The following is a 16,446-nucleotide window of genomic DNA, read 5'->3' on the forward strand; positions in this document are numbered from 1 at the left end:
ATGGATACCTTAAATAGCACCGCGAACAGCACCGTCGATGAATACGTTCTGGCCCTCGACTGCCCGGAAACACGGGGCCTCGTCCACGCCGTGTCCGGATTCCTGCTCGAACAGGGCTGCGACATCCTGGAAAGCAAGCAATTCGACTCCCAGGACGACGGCCATTTCTTCATGCGGATCCACTTCGCCGTGGCCGACAACTCCCCCGGCGGACCGGCCGCCCTTGGTTCGCTTGAGGAGGCCTTCGCGCCCGTGGCCGAAAAATTCGGCATGCAGTGGCAACTGCGCGCCCACGGGGCGAAACGCCGGGTCCTGATCATGGTCTCGAAATTCGAGCACTGCCTCAACGATCTGCTGTTCCGCGCCCGCATCGGCGAGCTGCCCATCGACATTGTCGGGGTCGTCTCGAACCATCCGGACCACCGGGGAATCGTAGAATGGCACGGCATCCCCTTCTTCCACGTGCCCGTCACGGCTGCCACCAAGCCAGCAGCCGAAGAGCGCCTAATGGAGCTCGTCGACCGGCTCGATGTCGAACTCGTGGTTCTGGCGCGTTACATGCAGGTCCTCAGCGACGAGCTCACCCGACGCCTGGATGGCCGTGCCATCAACATCCACCACTCCTTCCTGCCCAGCTTCAAGGGCGCCAAACCCTATCACCAGGCGCACGCCCGCGGCGTGAAGACGGTAGGGGCCACGGCGCACTACGTCAACGCGGAGCTCGATGAAGGGCCCATCATCTCCCAGCAGGTGGTCGAGGTAGACCACACCTTCGGCGCCGAGGATCTCGTGGCCGCCGGACGCGACACCGAGCGCAAGGCACTATCGAACGCCGTCCGCTGGCACTGCGAGGGACGCGTTTTCCTTCAAGACAACCGGACAGTCGTCCTGCGCTAGCTCCTGGCCCCACCCAGGAGTCCGGCGCTAGCCGTGTCACCACGGCGCGCCCGGTACATCCACAAACAACGAAAGAGACATCCATTGAATCAGCCACTTCCCCGGGCTACGGGCAGCAGCCGCGTCAAGCGCGGTATGGCGGAGATGCTCAAGGGCGGCGTCATTATGGACGTCGTTAACGTCGAGCAGGCTCTCATTGCCGAGGATGCCGGAGCCGTGGCAGTGATGGCGCTGGAACGCGTTCCGGCCGACATCCGCGCCCAGGGCGGTGTGTCCCGCATGTCCGATCCGGACATGATTGAGGCGATCATCGCGGCCGTGTCCATTCCGGTCATGGCGAAGGTCCGGATCGGCCACTTCGTCGAGGCCCAGGTCATCCAGACCCTGGGCGTGGATTACATCGACGAGTCCGAGGTCCTGACCCCGGCGGACTACGCGAACCACATCGACAAGTGGAATTTCACGATTCCCTTCGTCTGCGGTGCCACGAACCTTGGTGAGGCGCTGCGCCGGATCAACGAGGGCGCGGCGATGATCCGGTCCAAGGGTGAGGCCGGCACCGGGGATGTCTCCAACGCCACCACGCACATGCGCTCGATCCGTGCGGAGATCAAGCGGCTCGCCGGGATGGCCGAGGACGAGCTCTACGTCGCGGCCAAGGAACTGCAGGCCCCGTATGAACTGGTGAAGGAAGTGGCCGCCACCGGCAAGCTCCCCGTGGTGCTGTTCACCGCCGGCGGCATCGCCACCCCGGCGGATGCGGCGATGATGATGCAGCTCGGCGCCGACGGTGTCTTCGTTGGCTCCGGTATCTTCAAGTCCGGCAACCCGGCCCAGCGGGCGGCCGCCGTCGTGAAGGCCACTACCTTCTTCGATGACCCGGACGAGATCGCCAAGGCCTCCCGCGGCCTGGGCGAGGCCATGGTCGGAATCAACGTCGACGAAATCCCGGCCCCGCACCGCCTCGCCGAGCGCGGCTGGTAGCCCAACCACTCTGAAAAGGAACGAACTTCATGATCCTTCATGACGACTGGGCACACCTGATCGGCGCAACAGTGGAAATCCGGCGCCAGGGAAAAACAGTCCGCACAGGCCGCGTCGACCACGCCACAAAGGATTCCAATATCCTGTGGCTTGCCCAGGAAGGCAACAATCCGCGGAAAATGATCGACAAAGCGCAAGGCTACGAAGCTTGGAAGGTCTCTGCGTTTCGCCACTGATCTCGGGGAATCTCGGCACATCGGCCATCCCTCCCCGAATGAACGCCACGGCCCCAACCTTCCTTATGTCCGTCGCCCGCCATGTCGAGGTGAGAGCCAGATGTCGCACGCGTTGTCCGGCCAGCGAGTGCCCGAAACCCAGAATCGGAACGGGCACAGTTTTCGGCGGTAGGCCTTGGAAAGCCCCACTTTTCGTGGTGGAGCCTCACGTCAGGGAACCAGCCAGCTGGTGTCATCTTTGGTTCCAGATGGTCGCGGTCGCGGTGTTCTCTCATATCGCAGTTGTAGAAGGGCCCTTGTGGGTCCAGCAGAACTCGCATGTGGTGGTCTGCGGGGTCCCGCCACCATAGTGTTCAAGCCGGCTGGGCTTACCCCGCCAACCGCCCAGCTCTTTGCGCAGACCATGCTAAATGCTGGCCTGCCCGCCGGAGTACTCAACGTCGTGGCCTCCGCCAGCGCCGCGGGCAGCTCCGGGCCGCTGCTGGCCGGCGGGCAACGACTCATGGCCGACACCGCCACCAACGTACTGAGCATCTGCATGGAGCTCGGCCGGAACGCGCCGTTCATCGTCTTCGAGGACGCGCACCTGGACAAGGCCGTCGACGGCGCCTTTGCCGCCAAGATGCGGAACATGGGGCCGGTATGTGACCAAAGGAACTTAAACCGAAACGGGCCGGCAAAAAAGCCGGCCCGTTCTCAGGGTGATTCAGTGCTCAGCAGCGAGTGGCTACCACTTGTTGCGGGGCTTGAAGCCGCCCTCGGTGCGCGGCTTGCGCGCGGCGTCGGTGCCGACGCCGCGCTCGTTGCGGTCGCTGAAGGAACGTCCGCCACGGTCCGCGGAGGACCGCTCGCCGTCGGTCTTGCGGAATTCGCGCTTGAAGCCGCCGTTACCCTTGAAGTTCCCCCCGCGGTCGCCGCCGCCGGAGTAACCGCCGCGGTCGCCACTACGGCTGCTGCTGCCCTGGTAGCCGCCACGCTCGCCGGAGGGCTTGCGTCCGTTGTCCAGTTCGAGGTGGATCAGTTCGCCGCCGATCCGGGTGCGGGACAGCGCCTTGAGCTGGTCGGCGCTGAGGTCCGCCGGGAGCTCCACGAGGGAGTGGTCCGCACGGATGTCGATGCCGCCGATCTGGGCCGAGGAGATGCCGCCTTCGTTGGCAATGGCGCCAACAATGGAACCCGGCATCACGCGCTGGCGGCGTCCGACGGCGATCCGGTAGGTGGCGTTGCCCTCGGTCAGGGTGCGGGTCGGGCCACGGGAGCCGAAGCCATCCTTGGCGCGTTCACGCTTCTGGAATTCCGGGGCTGCCGGCAGTTCCTTGACCAGGAGAGGCTGGCCGCCCTGAGCCATCACGGCCAGTGCGGCAGCGATCTCCGACGCCGGAACGTTGTGCTCTTCCTCATAGGAAGCGATGAGGTCGCGGAACGCCGCAACATCCTCGGAGGCGAGGGTTTCGGTGATCTTCTCCGCGAACTTGCCAAGGCGCAGGGTGTTGACCGATTCGGCGGTGGGCAGGTGCATCTGCTCCACCGGCTGGCGGGTCGCCTTCTCAATGGACCGGAGCAAGTACTTCTCCCGCGGGGTCATAAAGAGGATCGCGTCGCCGGAACGCCCTGCACGGCCGGTACGGCCGATGCGGTGCACATAGGACTCGGTGTCGTGCGGGATGTCGTAGTTGACCACGTGGCTGACGCGCTCAACGTCAAGGCCGCGGGCCGCGACGTCGGTGGCGACGAGGATGTCGATCTTGCCGTCACGCAGGGCCTCGACAGTTCGCTCACGCTGCTGCTGCGGGATGTCACCATTGATGGCAGCAGCCTGGAAGCCACGCGAGCGCAGCTTGTCGGCGAGGTCCTCGGTGGCCATCTTGGTCCGGACGAAGGCGATGACGCCCTCGAACTCTTCGACCTCGAGGATGCGGGTCAGCGCATCGAGCTTGTGCGGGCCCATGACCTGCAGGTAACGCTGGCGGGTGTTGGCGCCGGTGGTGGTCTTGGACTTGACCTGTACCTCGGCGGGGTTGTTCAGGTACTGCTTGGAGAGCCGACGGATCTGGCTCGGCATCGTGGCGGAGAACAGCGCCACCTGGCGGCCCGCGGGGGTCTGCTGGAAGATCTGCTCCACGTCTTCGGCGAAGCCCATGCGGAGCATCTCGTCGGCCTCATCCAGCACGAGGTACTGGAGCTCGGACAGATCCAGGGACCCCTTGGTGATGTGGTCGATCACGCGGCCGGGGGTACCGACAACAACCTGGGCGCCGCGGCGCAGGCCGTTGAGCTGGGGGCCGTAGGCGGAGCCGCCGTACACCGGAAGGACGGTGAAATCGTCGATGTGCTTGGCGTAGGAGGTGAACGCTTCGGCAACCTGGAGCGCGAGCTCACGGGTCGGTGCGAGCACCAGGGCCTGGGTCTTGCGGGACGGGCCGTTGAGGTCGTGGAGCTCGGCCAGGCGGGACAGCGCCGGTACTGCGAATGCTGCAGTCTTACCGGTACCGGTCTGGGCCAGGCCCACGACGTCGCGGCCTTCGAGCAGCAACGGAATGGTTGCTGCCTGGATCGGCGAAGGCTTCTCGTAGCCCACATCCTGCAGGGCGGCCAGGACACGGCCGTCAATGCCGAGGTCTACGAACTTGACGCCTTCGTCTTCGGCGTCGTCTTCCTTCGCCGGAGCTGATGCGGCTTCGGGCTTAGATTCGGTCTGCGGTGCGGCTTCGGCGGCGGCCGGAGCTTCGTGGTCCGCAGGCGCCTCGGTGAATTCCGGGGCGGAGCCGGCTGCGGGGGCAGCCGTTTCAGAAGTCTCGACGTCGACCTGGCTATTCTCGGTGGTGATTTCGGTGTCGACGGAGTTGTTCTGATTTTCGGGCATAGGTGAAATATCCTCATCCATAGGGGCCAAGCGGCACAACCCGAGGTGAGCGGAGCCGCAGTACGCGTGACCTGAATCGCCGGACGTACTTGACCGGCCGGTCACATAGAAGCCCGGCGCTTTCGCAATCCCGTGGCAGGACTTCCCGCTGCATCTCTTGGCTGCTATCACAGCAGTCTGTACAGCGTTTTCTTTAGCCGGCTCTCCCTATGAAAATGCCCGCATCTCAATTGCGCGGGCCCCAACACTTACCAGTCTTGCCTCAAGAATTGGGCAGGAAATAAGGGATTTCCGGAGTGGGGGATACTTCAATCATAAAGCATGAATCCTCGCATGGGTAACCAGAGGGCCCGGAACAGCGGTGAGCTTGCGCACACGGGGCCCGCTGCCCTACGCCCGGAGACGGAGCTGCAGCTTCTCGAATTCCCCGTGGTACTCAGGCTGGAGGCGGATCTCACCGTCGGCGTCGGCGTCACGCAGGGCCTCCATATCCTCGAATGCCGGCTCGCTGAACCATTTACCGATCGTCACCCCGTGGCTGGGAACGAAGATCCGGTGGATGTGGTCCCCTGCCTGGATGCTGCCGACGCGCACTACCCGCAGATACGTTCCCACCCGCCCGGCATCGCCGAACCGCTTGGCCCAGTGCGGCTCTTGCATGCGGCGCTGGAACGTGGCGCAGGGCGTGCGCGGAGAAGTTACTTCAACTTCGACGTCGAGTCCGATCTTCCAGCGTTCCCCAATGACGGCGTTGGTTGCGCTGACGCCGGCGACGCGCAGGTTCTCACCAAAGGTCCCGGGCGGCAGTTCGCGGCCGAGCTCCGCTGCCCAGTAGTCGGCGTCGTCCTGGGAGTAGGCATAGAGCGCCTGGTCTTCGCCGCCGTGATGGATCCGGCTGGCCTGGATGTCACCGCGCAGTCCAAGCCTGTGCACCTTGACCGGCCCGGCCACCGGCCGTTTGTCGATGGCTGTCACGCCCACGCTTCCGGTGTCGTTCAGCAACTGGTGCACGCGGCAGACGGCGAAAACAGAGGCGGTGTCCATTTCACCAGTGTAGGCCCGGGCCGCACCGGCGTCGGAGACCGCCCGGGTTGTCATTTCGCGGCAGTGTTTGGCGCAATCATCGCCATCAGTGCCGACTCGGCGGTAGTCCGCTTCATCGACCTGCGGGGTCTGGATCGCCGGCGTCAGGGAAGCGCGGCGCAGGACCAGAAGCCGGCACACCATGATGGCCAGGGCACAGAACACGCCGGCACTGGAGGCCATAATCCACGGGTAAGGCGCCTGGACATTGAGGTTTTCGGCGCCGAGGGCACACCGATGGTCTTCGGCGACCAGAAGAAGACGGGTGCGGACAGGCCCAGCACTGCGCCCATAAGCCACCGCAATCCGCGGTACCGGGCCGGGGCCTCCCGCAGGGTCCAGCCGAAGGCCGGCAGGCATGCTACCTAGCTGCGATGCCGGGAACACCGGCGCTGCTCGGGCGAGTGGGCAGCTCGCGGCAGTGTTTGGCGAAACATTGCGGCGAACTGCCCACTGGCGACGGCGCGAGTGGGCAGCTCGCGGCGCTACGCCCCCGGGGCAGCCTGCGGGTGCAGCACCGTCCGGGAAGGCCGGTACGCCAGCGCCCAGTAGATCAGAATGGCGATGCCGCAGAGCACCCCGAGGCTGGCCACGATCAGCTGCCACTGGGTCTGCGGGTCCTTACCCCACTCCGCTGCGCCCGCCAAGACCGAGAGGTACTTGGGCGTCAGGTAAAAAGAAAGCGCGGAGAACGCAACGATGATCCAGCCCGCACGGCGCATCCGCCCGTTCCTGGATGGCACCCGCCGGATCGCGAAGCCCATGCCGGGCAGGGCGACAGCCATCCATACCCAGTGGTGGGACCAGGAAACCGGGCTGACCAGGAGCATCAGCACGGCGGTTGCCGAGACGGCGACCAGGTTTTCGTCCGCGGCCACGGCCCGCGTGATCACAAGTGCTGTGATCGCAGCCAGTGCCAGGGCCAGCACCAGCCACAACACGCTGGTCACGCCGGAATCCGGCAGCCCCAGGTGCAGCAGCAAGCCCTTGACCGAAAGATTGTCCACGTATGCGGGCCCACCGATTCGACCGGTGTCAGGCAGGATCTTGGTCCAAAAGGTGAGCGAGGCCGTCGGCAGCACGGCCCAGGCGAGGCCGATGGAACCGAAGAAGCCGGCCGCCATCCAGGCGAGGGCTTTGAAATCGCGGCGGACCAGGAAGTAGAGCCCGAACGCGAGCGGAGTCAGCTTGATGCCCGCAGCCATGCCGATCAGCAAGCCGGCGGGCCAGCGGATATGCCCGGCACGGGCTTTGCCGTAGAGCGCGAAGTCGGCCAGGATCAGACCCATCAGAATGATGTTGATCTGGCCAAAGTCGAAAGTGTCCCGCCAGGGCCCCAACAGCAGGATCGCTGCCGTGCCGGCCAGGGCCATTGTCCGGAAACGCCAGTCCGCGAATGCGTTCCGCCAGTTGCCGGGGCGGAAGTAGTGCCGCGCCAGCCAGGCGGCCAAGACAGCGGCGCCCAGCAGTGCCGTGCAGGTGAACAAGAGACTCCCGCCGCCCTGGCCCAGTGTCGCCATGGCCGCGAACAGCAGCGCCGCGAATGGCGGGTACGTGAACGGCAGCCCGTCCCGCGCCGCGTACAGCTCGTTGACGCCGATTTCCCCGGTCTGCAGCACCCGGCTGCCGCCGTAGAAGTAAACCTCAAAGTCATTCATCAGCGGAATATACGCCGAATACAGCACCACCAGCGCGAGGCCGACGGCGAGCGCGCCGGCCGCCGTCGCGAGCCAGCCGCGGGTGGTTGAGGACGTGGCAGTGGTGGTGGTCACGGGTGGTTAGCTGCCTGACCCGCCGGTCTGGGACGCAATCTGTGAGAAAGCCTGCTCCAGGTCAGCGATCAGGTCCTCAACATCCTCGATGCCGCAGGAGAGCCGAATCAGGTTGACGGGGACGGCCAATTCGGTGCCCTTGACCGAGGCATGGGTCATTTCCGACGGGTAATTCACCAGCGATTCGATGCCGCCGAGGGACTCCGCGAGGGTGAACACGGAAGTCGACTCGGCCACCTTGCGCGCCGCCGCCTCGCCGCCCTTGAACTGCACGGAGATCATGCCGCCGAACTTCTTCATCTGCCTCCGGGCGAGCTCGTGGCCGGGGTGTGAGGGCAGTCCCGGGTAGAGTACGGCTTCCACTTCGGGGCGCTGCAGCAGCCACTCGGCCACGGCCTGGGCGTTGTCGCTGTGCCGGTCCATCCGGACGCCGAGGGTCTTGAGCCCGCGGGTGGTGAGGAAAGCATCCATCGGGCCGGAGACGGCGCCGACGGCAAACTGCACAAAGCCGATCTTCTCGGCCAGGTCCGCGTCGTTGACGATGATGGCACCGCCGACAACGTCCGAGTGCCCGCCGATGTACTTGGTAGTGGAATGCACCACAATGTCGGCGCCGAGGCCCAGCGGGTTCTGCAGGTACGGCGAGGCGAAGGTGTTGTCCACTACCAGGAGGGCTCCGGCGTCGTGCGCCACCTTGGCGAGCGCCGCGATGTCGGTGATCTTCATCATCGGGTTCGACGGCGTCTCCACCCACACGAGCCGGGTTTTGTGGGCCGCCACGGCCGTCGCCACGGCGTCAAGACTGGACATGTCCACCGGAGTGTTGCCAATTCCCCACTCCCCCAGAACCCGGCTGATCAGCCGGTAGGTGCCGCCGTAAGCGTCGTTGCCCAGCACAATGTGGTCGCCGGGGCGGGTCAGCGCACGGATCATGGAGTCCTCGGCGGCCAGACCGGAGCTGAAGGAGAAGGCAGCGGAGCCGCCTTCCAGCGCGGCGAGCTGTTCCTGCAGTGAATCCCGGGTGGGGTTGGTTCCGCGCCCGTACTCGTAGCCGGACCGTAGACCGCCGATCCCGTCCTGGGCGTAGGTGGAGGAGAAGTGCACGGGCGGCACAACGGCGCCGGTCCGCGGCTCGAACGCCTGGCCAGCGTGCACGGCGCGGGTGTTGAAGCCTGGGTTCTTTGAGGAGGAGTTGGCTGGCAAAGACATGTGCGTTCCTTTCGGCCGGCGGGCGGGGCATGCTGCAACGGCATGCCCCGCCACCGGGTCAGTTGCTGAGGTAGGCGAGCAGGTCGTGGCGGGTCAGGATCCCCACCGGAGCGCCGACGAACGTCACCATCAGGGTGTCGGCGCCGGAGAGGAGATCGCGGGCGGTCGAGATGGATTCCAGCGAGCCGATGACCGGCAGCCGGGCCTCCATGTGTTCGGAAATCTTGTCGGAGAGCTTGGCTTCGCCCCGGAAGAGCTTCGCGGTCAAGGTGCGTTCGTCAACCGCCCCCAGCACCTCGCCCATCACGACCGGCGGCTCCTGGGAGAGCACCGGGATGTGCGAGACGCCGTACTCATTCATGATGTTGATAACGTCGCGGACGCTTTCGGTGGGGTGGATATGCACAAGGTCCGGCAGCTCGCCGGTCTTGGACTTGAGGACCTCGCCCACCGACGCTTCGTCCCCGCCGGCGAGGAAGCCGTACGAGCGCATCCACTGGTCGTTGAAGATCTTGGCTAGGTAACCGCGGCCGGAGTCCGGCAGGACCACCACAACGACGGCGTCATCGGGCAGGTCCCTGGCGACCTGCAGCGCGGCCACGACTGCCATGCCGGAGGACCCGCCCACCAGCAGGCCTTCTTCCCGGGCCAGCCGGCGGGTCATCTCAAATGAGTCGGCATCGCTCACGGCGATGACGGCGTCGGCGACGGTTTTGTCATAGTTGGCGGGCCACATGTCCTCACCGACACCCTCGACGAAGTACGGCCGTCCGGTGCCGCCGGAGTAGACCGAACCTGCCGGATCAGCGCCGATGATCTTGACCACCCCGCCGTCGGCCGCCGCCCGGCCGGCCGAGACGTCCTTGAGGTACCGGCCGGTACCGGTGATGGTGCCGCCGGTACCGGCACCAATCACACAGTGCGTGATCCGGCCGTCCGTGTCGGCCCAGATTTCCGGGCCGGTCGATTCGTAGTGGCTGGCCGGGGCGGCCGGGTTGGAAAACTGATCGGGCTTATAGGCGCCGGGGATTTCGGTCACCAGCCGGTCCGAGACGCCGTAGTAGCTGTGCGGGCTGTCAGGGGCGACGGCGGTGGGAGTCACCACAACCTCGGCGCCGTAGGCCCGGAGGACGGCGCGCTTGTCCTCGCCGACCTTGTCCGGCACGACAAAAATGCACCGGTAGCCCTTCTGCTGGGCTACGAGGGCCAGTCCCACACCGGTGTTGCCGGAGGTGGGTTCCACGATGGTGCCGCCGGGCAGGAGCTTGCCGGTGCGTTCGGCCTCCTCGATCATCTTCACCGCGATGCGGTCCTTGATGGAACCGCCGGGGTTCAGGTATTCCAGCTTCACCAGGACCGTGGCCCCGATGCCGTCGGTAACGTGGTGCAGCTTGACGAGCGGCGTATTGCCGATGAGGTCCAGAACGGACTGGGCGTACTTCATAGATACAAAGTTACCGTCTCCGCGGACCGCGGGACGTCGGGGCAGTCATCCGGCGCATCCGGGTGCGAAGATTATCCGGTGACGAGCATGCGCTGGCCCAGGGAATTGAACGACCATCTGCTCCCCGCCGGCATGCTGGCCGCGGGCACCGCCGTGCTACTCACCGGATTGTTGCCCTGGCCCGCGTTCGAGGCCCTGGCCGCCCGCACCGTCCCGGTGCTGGCCTTTGTGGTAGCCATGTCCCTCGTGACCGAAATGGTTGACGACGCCGGCCTGTTCCGGGTCGTGACGGAGCGGCTTGCGGTGCTGGGCCGGGGGCGGGTCTTCCTGCTGTGGCTGCTGGTGATCGGCCTGGCCACCGTCTCCACAGTGTTCCTGTCCCTGGATACAACTGCCGTGCTCGTGACCCCGGTCGTTGTGCTGCTGGCCATCCACGCCCGGATCCCGCCGCTGCCGTTTGCGCTGACAACGGTCTGGTTGGCCAACACCGCATCGCTGTTGCTGCCGGTGTCGAACCTGACGAATCTGCTGGCCCAGGACCGGCTGAAGCTCAGCCCGGCCGCCTTTGCCGGCCTCGTCTGGGCGCCGGCGCTGGTGGGGATCCTGGTCCCGATCGGGTTGCTGTGGCTGGCGTTCCGGAAGGACCTGGCCGGCCGCTACATTCCACAGCCAGCCGGCAAGGCACGGGACAGGCTTTTGCTGTACTTGGCGTCGGGGGTGATGGTGCTGCTGCTGCCCGCCCTCGTCTCCGGCGTTCCCGTGCAGCTCCCGGCGATCACGGCGGCGGCGGTCCTGCTGGGCCTCTTTCTCTGGCGCCGTCGCGCGGCGCTGCGCTGGTCCATGATCCCCTGGCGGCCGCTTAGCCTCACCGCCGGGCTGTTTATGGTGGTCGAAGCCCTGCACGCCCAAGGCCTCACGCGGTTCCTGTCCGGAATCGCCGGGTCAGGCGAGGGTCTTCCGGCGCTGCTGCAGCTCGCGGGAATCGGCGTTGGGTTGGCGAACGCGGCGAACAACCTGCCGGCCTACCTGGCGCTGGAACCGGCAGGCGACTCGCCGGTGCGGCTCGCGGCCCTGCTCCTCGGGGTGAACCTCGGCCCGCTGGTAACCCCGTGGGCGTCCCTGGCCACTCTCCTCTGGCACGAACGGCTGCGCACCCTCAACGTCGAGATCCGCTGGGGCGGGTTCGCGGTCGCAGGCCTCGCCGCCGTCGTCCTCACCGTGCCCCTAGCGGTTGTGGCACTCTGGCTGACCACGGGAATGCACTGATCACAGCGGCCGGGGAGCCGGCGCTTCCGCGCGCCGAGGCGTTTTGCCACAGTCCTGGAACGTTGCCCTCGGTGTCCTTGAAGTACGCGTTCCATCCATCTCCGGCAGTACCTGAAACTCCCAGCCGAAAATCGACCTGTAGAACTCCCGTGCGCGGTGCTCGTCGTCAGCGGGGATCTCAAAATGTACTACTCCACCAGCCATTACGTTCTCCTAGGAACAAGGATTCGGGCCAGGGGCGGGCGTACGCGGCCAGCCCCACAGCCGGAATCTAACCCCGCCGGCCCGGGACGTTAAGGGCCCTGCGGGGCGGGCCGCCGGCGGCCAAGATGCGGTCGCCGCTGGCCGTGCGTGGAATCATTGTCGGATGACCATTGCAGACGTCCCGGCAAGCGTTGCCGCCGCGGCCGACGCCTCGCTGCGCTGGCACCCGGGCGGCCCCTTCGACCTGTCCCAGACGCTCGGGCCGCTCCTGCGCGGGCAGGGAGATCCGTCCATCCGCACCGCGGCTGACGGACTGTGGCTGGGCTTCACGACGGCGTCGGGTCCGGCGTCGCTGCGCCTGACCGCCGCCGGACCGAGCTCGGAACCGGCCGTCAACGTCCAGGCTTGGGGTCCGGGAGCTGCCGCGGCCGTGGACTCCGTTCCGCGGCTGCTGGGCCGCGATGATGACTGGTCCGGCTTTGACGAGGCCGGCTTCCACGCCACGCTCCCCCGGATGGTGGTTGAGGCCCGGCGCCGAAACCAGGCTGTGCGGTTGCCCGCCACCGGCCGGATGATCGATTCCCTCGTGCCGACGGTGCTGGAGCAGAAGGTCACAGTCATTGAGGCGAGGCGCGGCTACCGGTATTTGATGTACCGCTTTGGCACGCCGGCACCCGGAGCAGGCACCGTCGCTCCCGCCAACCTGATGGTCCAGCCCACCGCCGAGCAGTGGCTGCGCATCCCGTCCTGGGAATGGCACCAGGCCGGGGTGGGGCCGCAACGATCGGCAACCGTCATGCGCGCGCTGCGCTCCGCCGTCGCGCTGGAGCGGCTCGCCGCGCTTCCGGCGTCGGAGGCCTCCGCGAAGCTGCAGACCCTTCCCGGGATCGGCGCGTGGACCGCGGCGGAGGTGGTGCAGCGCACCCACGGCTGTCCGGACTCCATTGCCGTGGGCGACTACCACCTTGCGGCGTATGTGGGCGCGGCGCTCACCGGCCGCCGGACGGACGACGCCGGCATGCTCCGGCTGCTGGCACCGTGGGCCGGGCAGCGGCAGCGTGTGGTCCGGATGATCGGGTTCAGCGGCTTCCGCAAACCCACCTTCGGGCCGCGGATGACCATCCAGGACCACCGCAGCCACTAGCCCGCCGCCGCGGCAGGGCGGGGTCAGAGCCCCAGACGGGCCACGGCTTCCTGCCGCATGTCCATTTTGCGGATCTTGCCGGAGACCGTCATCGGGAAATTATCCCGCACGTCCACATAGCGCGGGATCTTGTAGTGCGCCAGCTTCCCGCGGCAGTACTCGGCCAGGCTCTCGGCGTCCAGCCGGGCGGCGCCGGCCCTGAGGATAATGCAGGCCATCAGTTCCTCGCCGTACCGGGCGTCCGGCACCCCGATCACCTGGACGTCCTGGATGTCCGGGTGTGTGTACAGGAACTCTTCGATCTCGCGGGGATAGACGTTTTCACCACCACGGATCACCATGTCCTTGATCCGTCCCTCGATCACGATGTAGCCGTCCGCATCCATCCGGGCGAGGTCGCCGGTGTGCATCCAGCCCTCGGCGTCGATCGCCTCCGTGGTCTTTTCCGGCTGGTTCCAGTACCCCTTCATAACGGAGTATCCGCGGGTGCACAGTTCTCCGATCTCCCCGCGCTGCAGCACCCCGCCGGTCATTGGATCCACAACAGTGCTCTCCAGGTGCGGCATCGTCAGGCCCACGCTTTGGGTGCGCTGGGCCATTGTGTCGACACTGCGGGTCATGGTGGACACCGGCGAAGTTTCCGTCATCCCGTAGCAAATAGCGACGTCGCGCATGTTCATCTCCGCTATGACCCGGTTCATCACCTCGATGGGGCACAACGATCCTGCCATCACCCCGGTGCGGAGCGTGGAAAGGTCGTAGGAGGCAAAGTCGGGCAGCGCCAGTTCGGCGATAAACATCGTGGGCACGCCGTACAACGAGGTGCCGCCAAAGTCCTGCACCGCTTCCAGCGCGGCTGCGGGGGCGAAGCCCCGGCCGGGAATGATGGTGGCGCAGCCGTGGCTTAGTGCGGCGAGGTTTCCAATGACCATACCGAAGCAGTGGTAAAACGGCACCGGAAGCACCACCCTGTCCCGTTCGGTGTATTCGAGCAACTCACCGATCGAGTAGCCGTTGTTCAGGATGTTGTGGTGCGAGAGCGTGGCCCCCTTGGGGAAGCCGGTGGTGCCCGAGGTGTACTGCAGGTTGATCGGGTCGTGGGGGTCCAGCTCGGCCATCCGCGCCTTCAAGGCAGCGTGCCCGACGTCGTCGGCACGTTTCAGGAGTTCCGCGTAGCTGCGCTCGCCGCCAGCTTCGGGGACGCCGGCCGTAAGGCCCGGCAGGCCGGAATCGGGAAGGAAAACAAGTTCGACCAGTTCCTGGCATTCGGCCAGCGCCTGACGAGCCATGGCGGTGTAGTCGCTGTTACGGTCCGAGGGGGCCACGACCAGCATCCGCATGCCGTTCTGTTGCACCACAAATTCCAGCTCGTGGCTGCGGTACGCGGGATTGACGTTGACCAGGATCGCCCCGGCCTTGGCCGTCGCGTACTGCAGGATGGTCCATTCGGCGCAGTTCGGGCTCCAGATCCCGATGCGATCGCCTGCTGCCACGCCCAGGGCCAGCAGGGCACGGGCGACCCGGTCGACGTCGTCGTTCAGTTTGGTATAACTCCAGCGGCGCGCTTCCTCCCCCGGAACCGCCGCAGCCTCGATCAAGGCGTCCTGATAAGGGAACCGGGCCACGATTCGTTCGAAATTATCGCCGATCGTTTCCTCAAGCAGCGGGACGTCAGTGTCCCCGGCTGTGTATGCAAGCATGCTGTGACGCTACCAACACTCGGCCGGCAAAAGAAGACCAAAGCTTGGATGTCCTACGAAATCTTCGGACACAAGGACGCGACCCGGTATGGTGAAAACCATGAGCGAACCCATAGACCTTCAGGCCACCTTCATCCCCAACGACGGCGAATTCTTTCGTGTGAAGCTCGCGCTGGAGATTGCGATTGAGCAAGTAGTCAACGAACCCGGCTGCATCCGGTACGAGTTGACGGAGGCCACCGAGGCCAAGCTGGTGCTGACCGAACAGTGGGCCTCGCAGGAAGACCTGGACACGCATTCAAAAGGAACAGCGGTCCAGGACCTCAACGAATCCCTCAGCGCACTGCTGGCGGAGCCGGTCAAGCTCGTGAAACTCTAAGCCCCCAGTCCCAAAACAACGCGGGGCCGCTGCCCACCCATTGGTCTTACGACGATGGGTGCGCAGCGGCCCCGCGTTTTTCTCTTTGGGTCCGTGCGGGGTAGCTAGGACTCCGGGATCTGGCTGCCGTCCTGGGCGGTGGCTGCCGTGGCGGCTTCCGCCTGGGACCGCGCGACGTGCGCGTGGACTTCTTCCATATCGAGGGCCTTGACGGCGTCGATGACCTGCTCCAGCTGCTGGGCGTTCAGCGCACCCGGCTGGGAAAACACCAGCACCTTTTCACGGAACGCCATCAGGGTGGGGATGGAGGTAATGCCGGCCTCGGCAGCGAGCTGCTGCTCGGCCTCCGTGTCCACCTTCGAGAACACAACGTCCTGGTGCTTCTCGGAAACTGCGGCGTAGGTGGGTCCGAACTGCTTGCACGGGCCGCACCACTCGGCCCAAAAATCAACAAGGACAATGTTGTTGTCCTCGACGGTCGATGCGAACTGTTCACCTGTAATGTCTACGGTAGCCATGGTTCAACGGTACGCGAGCAGCCCCGCCTTGTCCCGCGCATTTCGCTGTTGGCACATCCATGTGACGACACACCGGCGGGCCCGGATTTCCGCCCCGGGGCCTTAGGTGTACCCAGCCGGCCCGGCGGCTTGGGCCTGTCGCCGGCGCCATGTGGGGACTTAGGCCCAGACGTTCGGGGCGGCGCGGCGCGCCCCGGGAAGGGCATTGGTTTCGCGCCACTCGTGAATCCAGGCGGGCAGTTCCAGATCCGCCGGAGGCGCCCCGAACTCACGGATGATTTCAGCCTGGCTAACCGGCTTGCCCTTGCTGACCAGACGGGTTGCGATGAAGGCACGGGCGTAGATTTCCCCGTCCACCACCATCCGTTGCTCGAAGTAGATGGCTTTCTCGTCCAGGCCGATGATCCTCGTTTCAATGGTGTACCGCTGCCACAACTGCAGCGAACGGCGGAAAGCGATTGTCTCCCCCGCCGCCACGGGACTCCATCCCCTGCGGCGCATGGCCTTCCAGGTTCCGCTGCGGGCCATCAGGTCAAACCGGCCCAGGTCCATCAGGGAGAAATACATTCCGTTGTTGACATGCATCGCAATATCAATATCGGTCGGCAGTACCTTCAACGGCAGCGACGCGGTGTCCCAGATGCTTAGCGGAGAGCGGCGGGACGAGGTAAAAAGCAGGACGAGCGTGCGCAGGAGCAGATGCATGGTGAACATGTTACCCGCGAGTAACAAAGCTGCCAAGACCCG

The 16,446-nt window shown here is 65.8% G+C and carries 15 protein-coding genes and 1 pseudogene; 7 read left to right on the forward strand and 9 right to left on the reverse strand.

Features of this window, described 5'->3' with window-relative positions; all coding sequences use genetic code 11:
• The 3 genes from purU to QI450_RS12925 all read left to right on the forward strand — a co-directional run bounded on the left by purU (position 1) and on the right by QI450_RS12925 (position 2,117).
• Positions 1-897 carry a formyltetrahydrofolate deformylase gene (gene purU, locus QI450_RS12915; protein ID WP_226773950.1) on the forward strand — a complete coding sequence of 299 codons (897 nt, stop codon included), beginning with the start codon at positions 1-3 and terminating at the stop codon, positions 895-897.
• A gap of 84 nt (positions 898-981) precedes the next feature.
• Positions 982-1,881 carry a pyridoxal 5'-phosphate synthase lyase subunit PdxS gene (pdxS, locus tag QI450_RS12920; RefSeq protein ID WP_226773951.1) on the forward strand — a complete coding sequence of 300 codons (900 nt, stop codon included), beginning with the start codon at positions 982-984 and terminating at the stop codon, positions 1,879-1,881.
• 29 nt (positions 1,882-1,910) lie between these two features.
• Entirely contained in the window at positions 1,911-2,117 is a 207-nt protein-coding gene (locus QI450_RS12925) for a hypothetical protein (protein WP_226773952.1), read from the forward strand.
• Here the strand turns inward: QI450_RS12925 and QI450_RS18120 are convergent.
• Complete coding sequence (locus QI450_RS18120; protein WP_309485677.1) at positions 2,081-2,437, reverse strand: hypothetical protein; 357 nt, start codon at positions 2,435-2,437, stop codon at positions 2,081-2,083. The genes QI450_RS12925 and QI450_RS18120 overlap by 37 nt on opposite strands.
• Before the next feature lie 23 nt (positions 2,438-2,460).
• Here QI450_RS18120 and QI450_RS12935 point away from each other — a divergent pair.
• A pseudogene (locus tag QI450_RS12935) lies at positions 2,461-2,754 on the forward strand (aldehyde dehydrogenase family protein); the annotation flags it as partial.
• 90 nt (positions 2,755-2,844) lie between these two features.
• On the opposite strand, the gene QI450_RS12940 reads toward QI450_RS12935, so the two are convergent.
• The 5 genes from QI450_RS12940 to QI450_RS12960 form a co-directional block, all read right to left on the reverse strand.
• Positions 2,845-4,980, reverse strand: coding sequence for a DEAD/DEAH box helicase (locus QI450_RS12940; RefSeq protein WP_226773953.1), 2,136 nt, complete (start codon positions 4,978-4,980; stop codon positions 2,845-2,847).
• Between the two features lie 390 nt (positions 4,981-5,370).
• Positions 5,371-6,024 (reverse strand): MOSC domain-containing protein, encoded by a 654-nt coding sequence (locus QI450_RS12945; RefSeq protein ID WP_226773973.1) that lies wholly within the window; start codon positions 6,022-6,024, stop codon positions 5,371-5,373.
• 524 nt (positions 6,025-6,548) lie between these two features.
• Positions 6,549-7,835 (reverse strand): glycosyltransferase 87 family protein, encoded by a 1,287-nt coding sequence (locus QI450_RS12950; RefSeq protein ID WP_226773954.1) that lies wholly within the window; start codon positions 7,833-7,835, stop codon positions 6,549-6,551.
• A gap of 6 nt (positions 7,836-7,841) precedes the next feature.
• The gene (locus QI450_RS12955) at positions 7,842-9,044 is read right to left on the reverse strand and encodes a cystathionine gamma-synthase (protein ID WP_226773955.1); all 1,203 of its coding nucleotides are present in this window, start codon (positions 9,042-9,044) and stop codon (positions 7,842-7,844) included.
• Between the two features lie 58 nt (positions 9,045-9,102).
• A complete protein-coding gene (locus QI450_RS12960; protein ID WP_226773956.1) occupies positions 9,103-10,488 on the reverse strand; it encodes a cystathionine beta-synthase in 1,386 nt (461 codons plus the stop codon).
• Between the two features lie 87 nt (positions 10,489-10,575).
• Between QI450_RS12960 and QI450_RS12965 the strand changes: the two genes are divergently transcribed.
• Both QI450_RS12965 and QI450_RS12970 read left to right on the forward strand, forming a co-directional pair.
• Entirely contained in the window at positions 10,576-11,754 is a 1,179-nt protein-coding gene (locus tag QI450_RS12965) for an SLC13 family permease (RefSeq protein ID WP_226773974.1), read from the forward strand.
• 367 nt (positions 11,755-12,121) lie between these two features.
• Positions 12,122-13,102: a 3-methyladenine DNA glycosylase gene (locus QI450_RS12970; RefSeq protein WP_226773957.1), complete on the forward strand. Its 981-nt coding sequence runs from the start codon at positions 12,122-12,124 to the stop codon at positions 13,100-13,102.
• Positions 13,103-13,125: 23 nt separating this feature from the next.
• Here QI450_RS12970 and QI450_RS12975 read toward each other — a convergent pair whose 3' ends face one another.
• Positions 13,126-14,802, reverse strand: coding sequence for an AMP-binding protein (locus tag QI450_RS12975; RefSeq protein WP_226773958.1), 1,677 nt, complete (start codon positions 14,800-14,802; stop codon positions 13,126-13,128).
• Between the two features lie 100 nt (positions 14,803-14,902).
• Here QI450_RS12975 and QI450_RS12980 point away from each other — a divergent pair, with 100 nt between their 5' ends.
• Positions 14,903-15,181, forward strand: coding sequence for an antibiotic biosynthesis monooxygenase (locus QI450_RS12980; RefSeq protein ID WP_226773959.1), 279 nt, complete (start codon positions 14,903-14,905; stop codon positions 15,179-15,181).
• A gap of 104 nt (positions 15,182-15,285) precedes the next feature.
• Here QI450_RS12980 and trxA read toward each other — a convergent pair whose 3' ends face one another.
• Both trxA and QI450_RS12990 read right to left on the reverse strand, forming a co-directional pair.
• A complete protein-coding gene (trxA, locus tag QI450_RS12985; RefSeq protein WP_226773960.1) occupies positions 15,286-15,699 on the reverse strand; it encodes a thioredoxin in 414 nt (137 codons plus the stop codon).
• Between the two features lie 159 nt (positions 15,700-15,858).
• The gene (locus tag QI450_RS12990) at positions 15,859-16,404 is read right to left on the reverse strand and encodes an acyl-CoA thioesterase (protein ID WP_226773961.1); all 546 of its coding nucleotides are present in this window, start codon (positions 16,402-16,404) and stop codon (positions 15,859-15,861) included.
• Between the last annotated feature and the right edge of the window lie 42 nt (positions 16,405-16,446).

Source organism: Arthrobacter sp. EM1 (genome assembly GCF_029964055.1).
Taxonomy (GTDB): domain Bacteria; phylum Actinomycetota; class Actinomycetes; order Actinomycetales; family Micrococcaceae; genus Arthrobacter.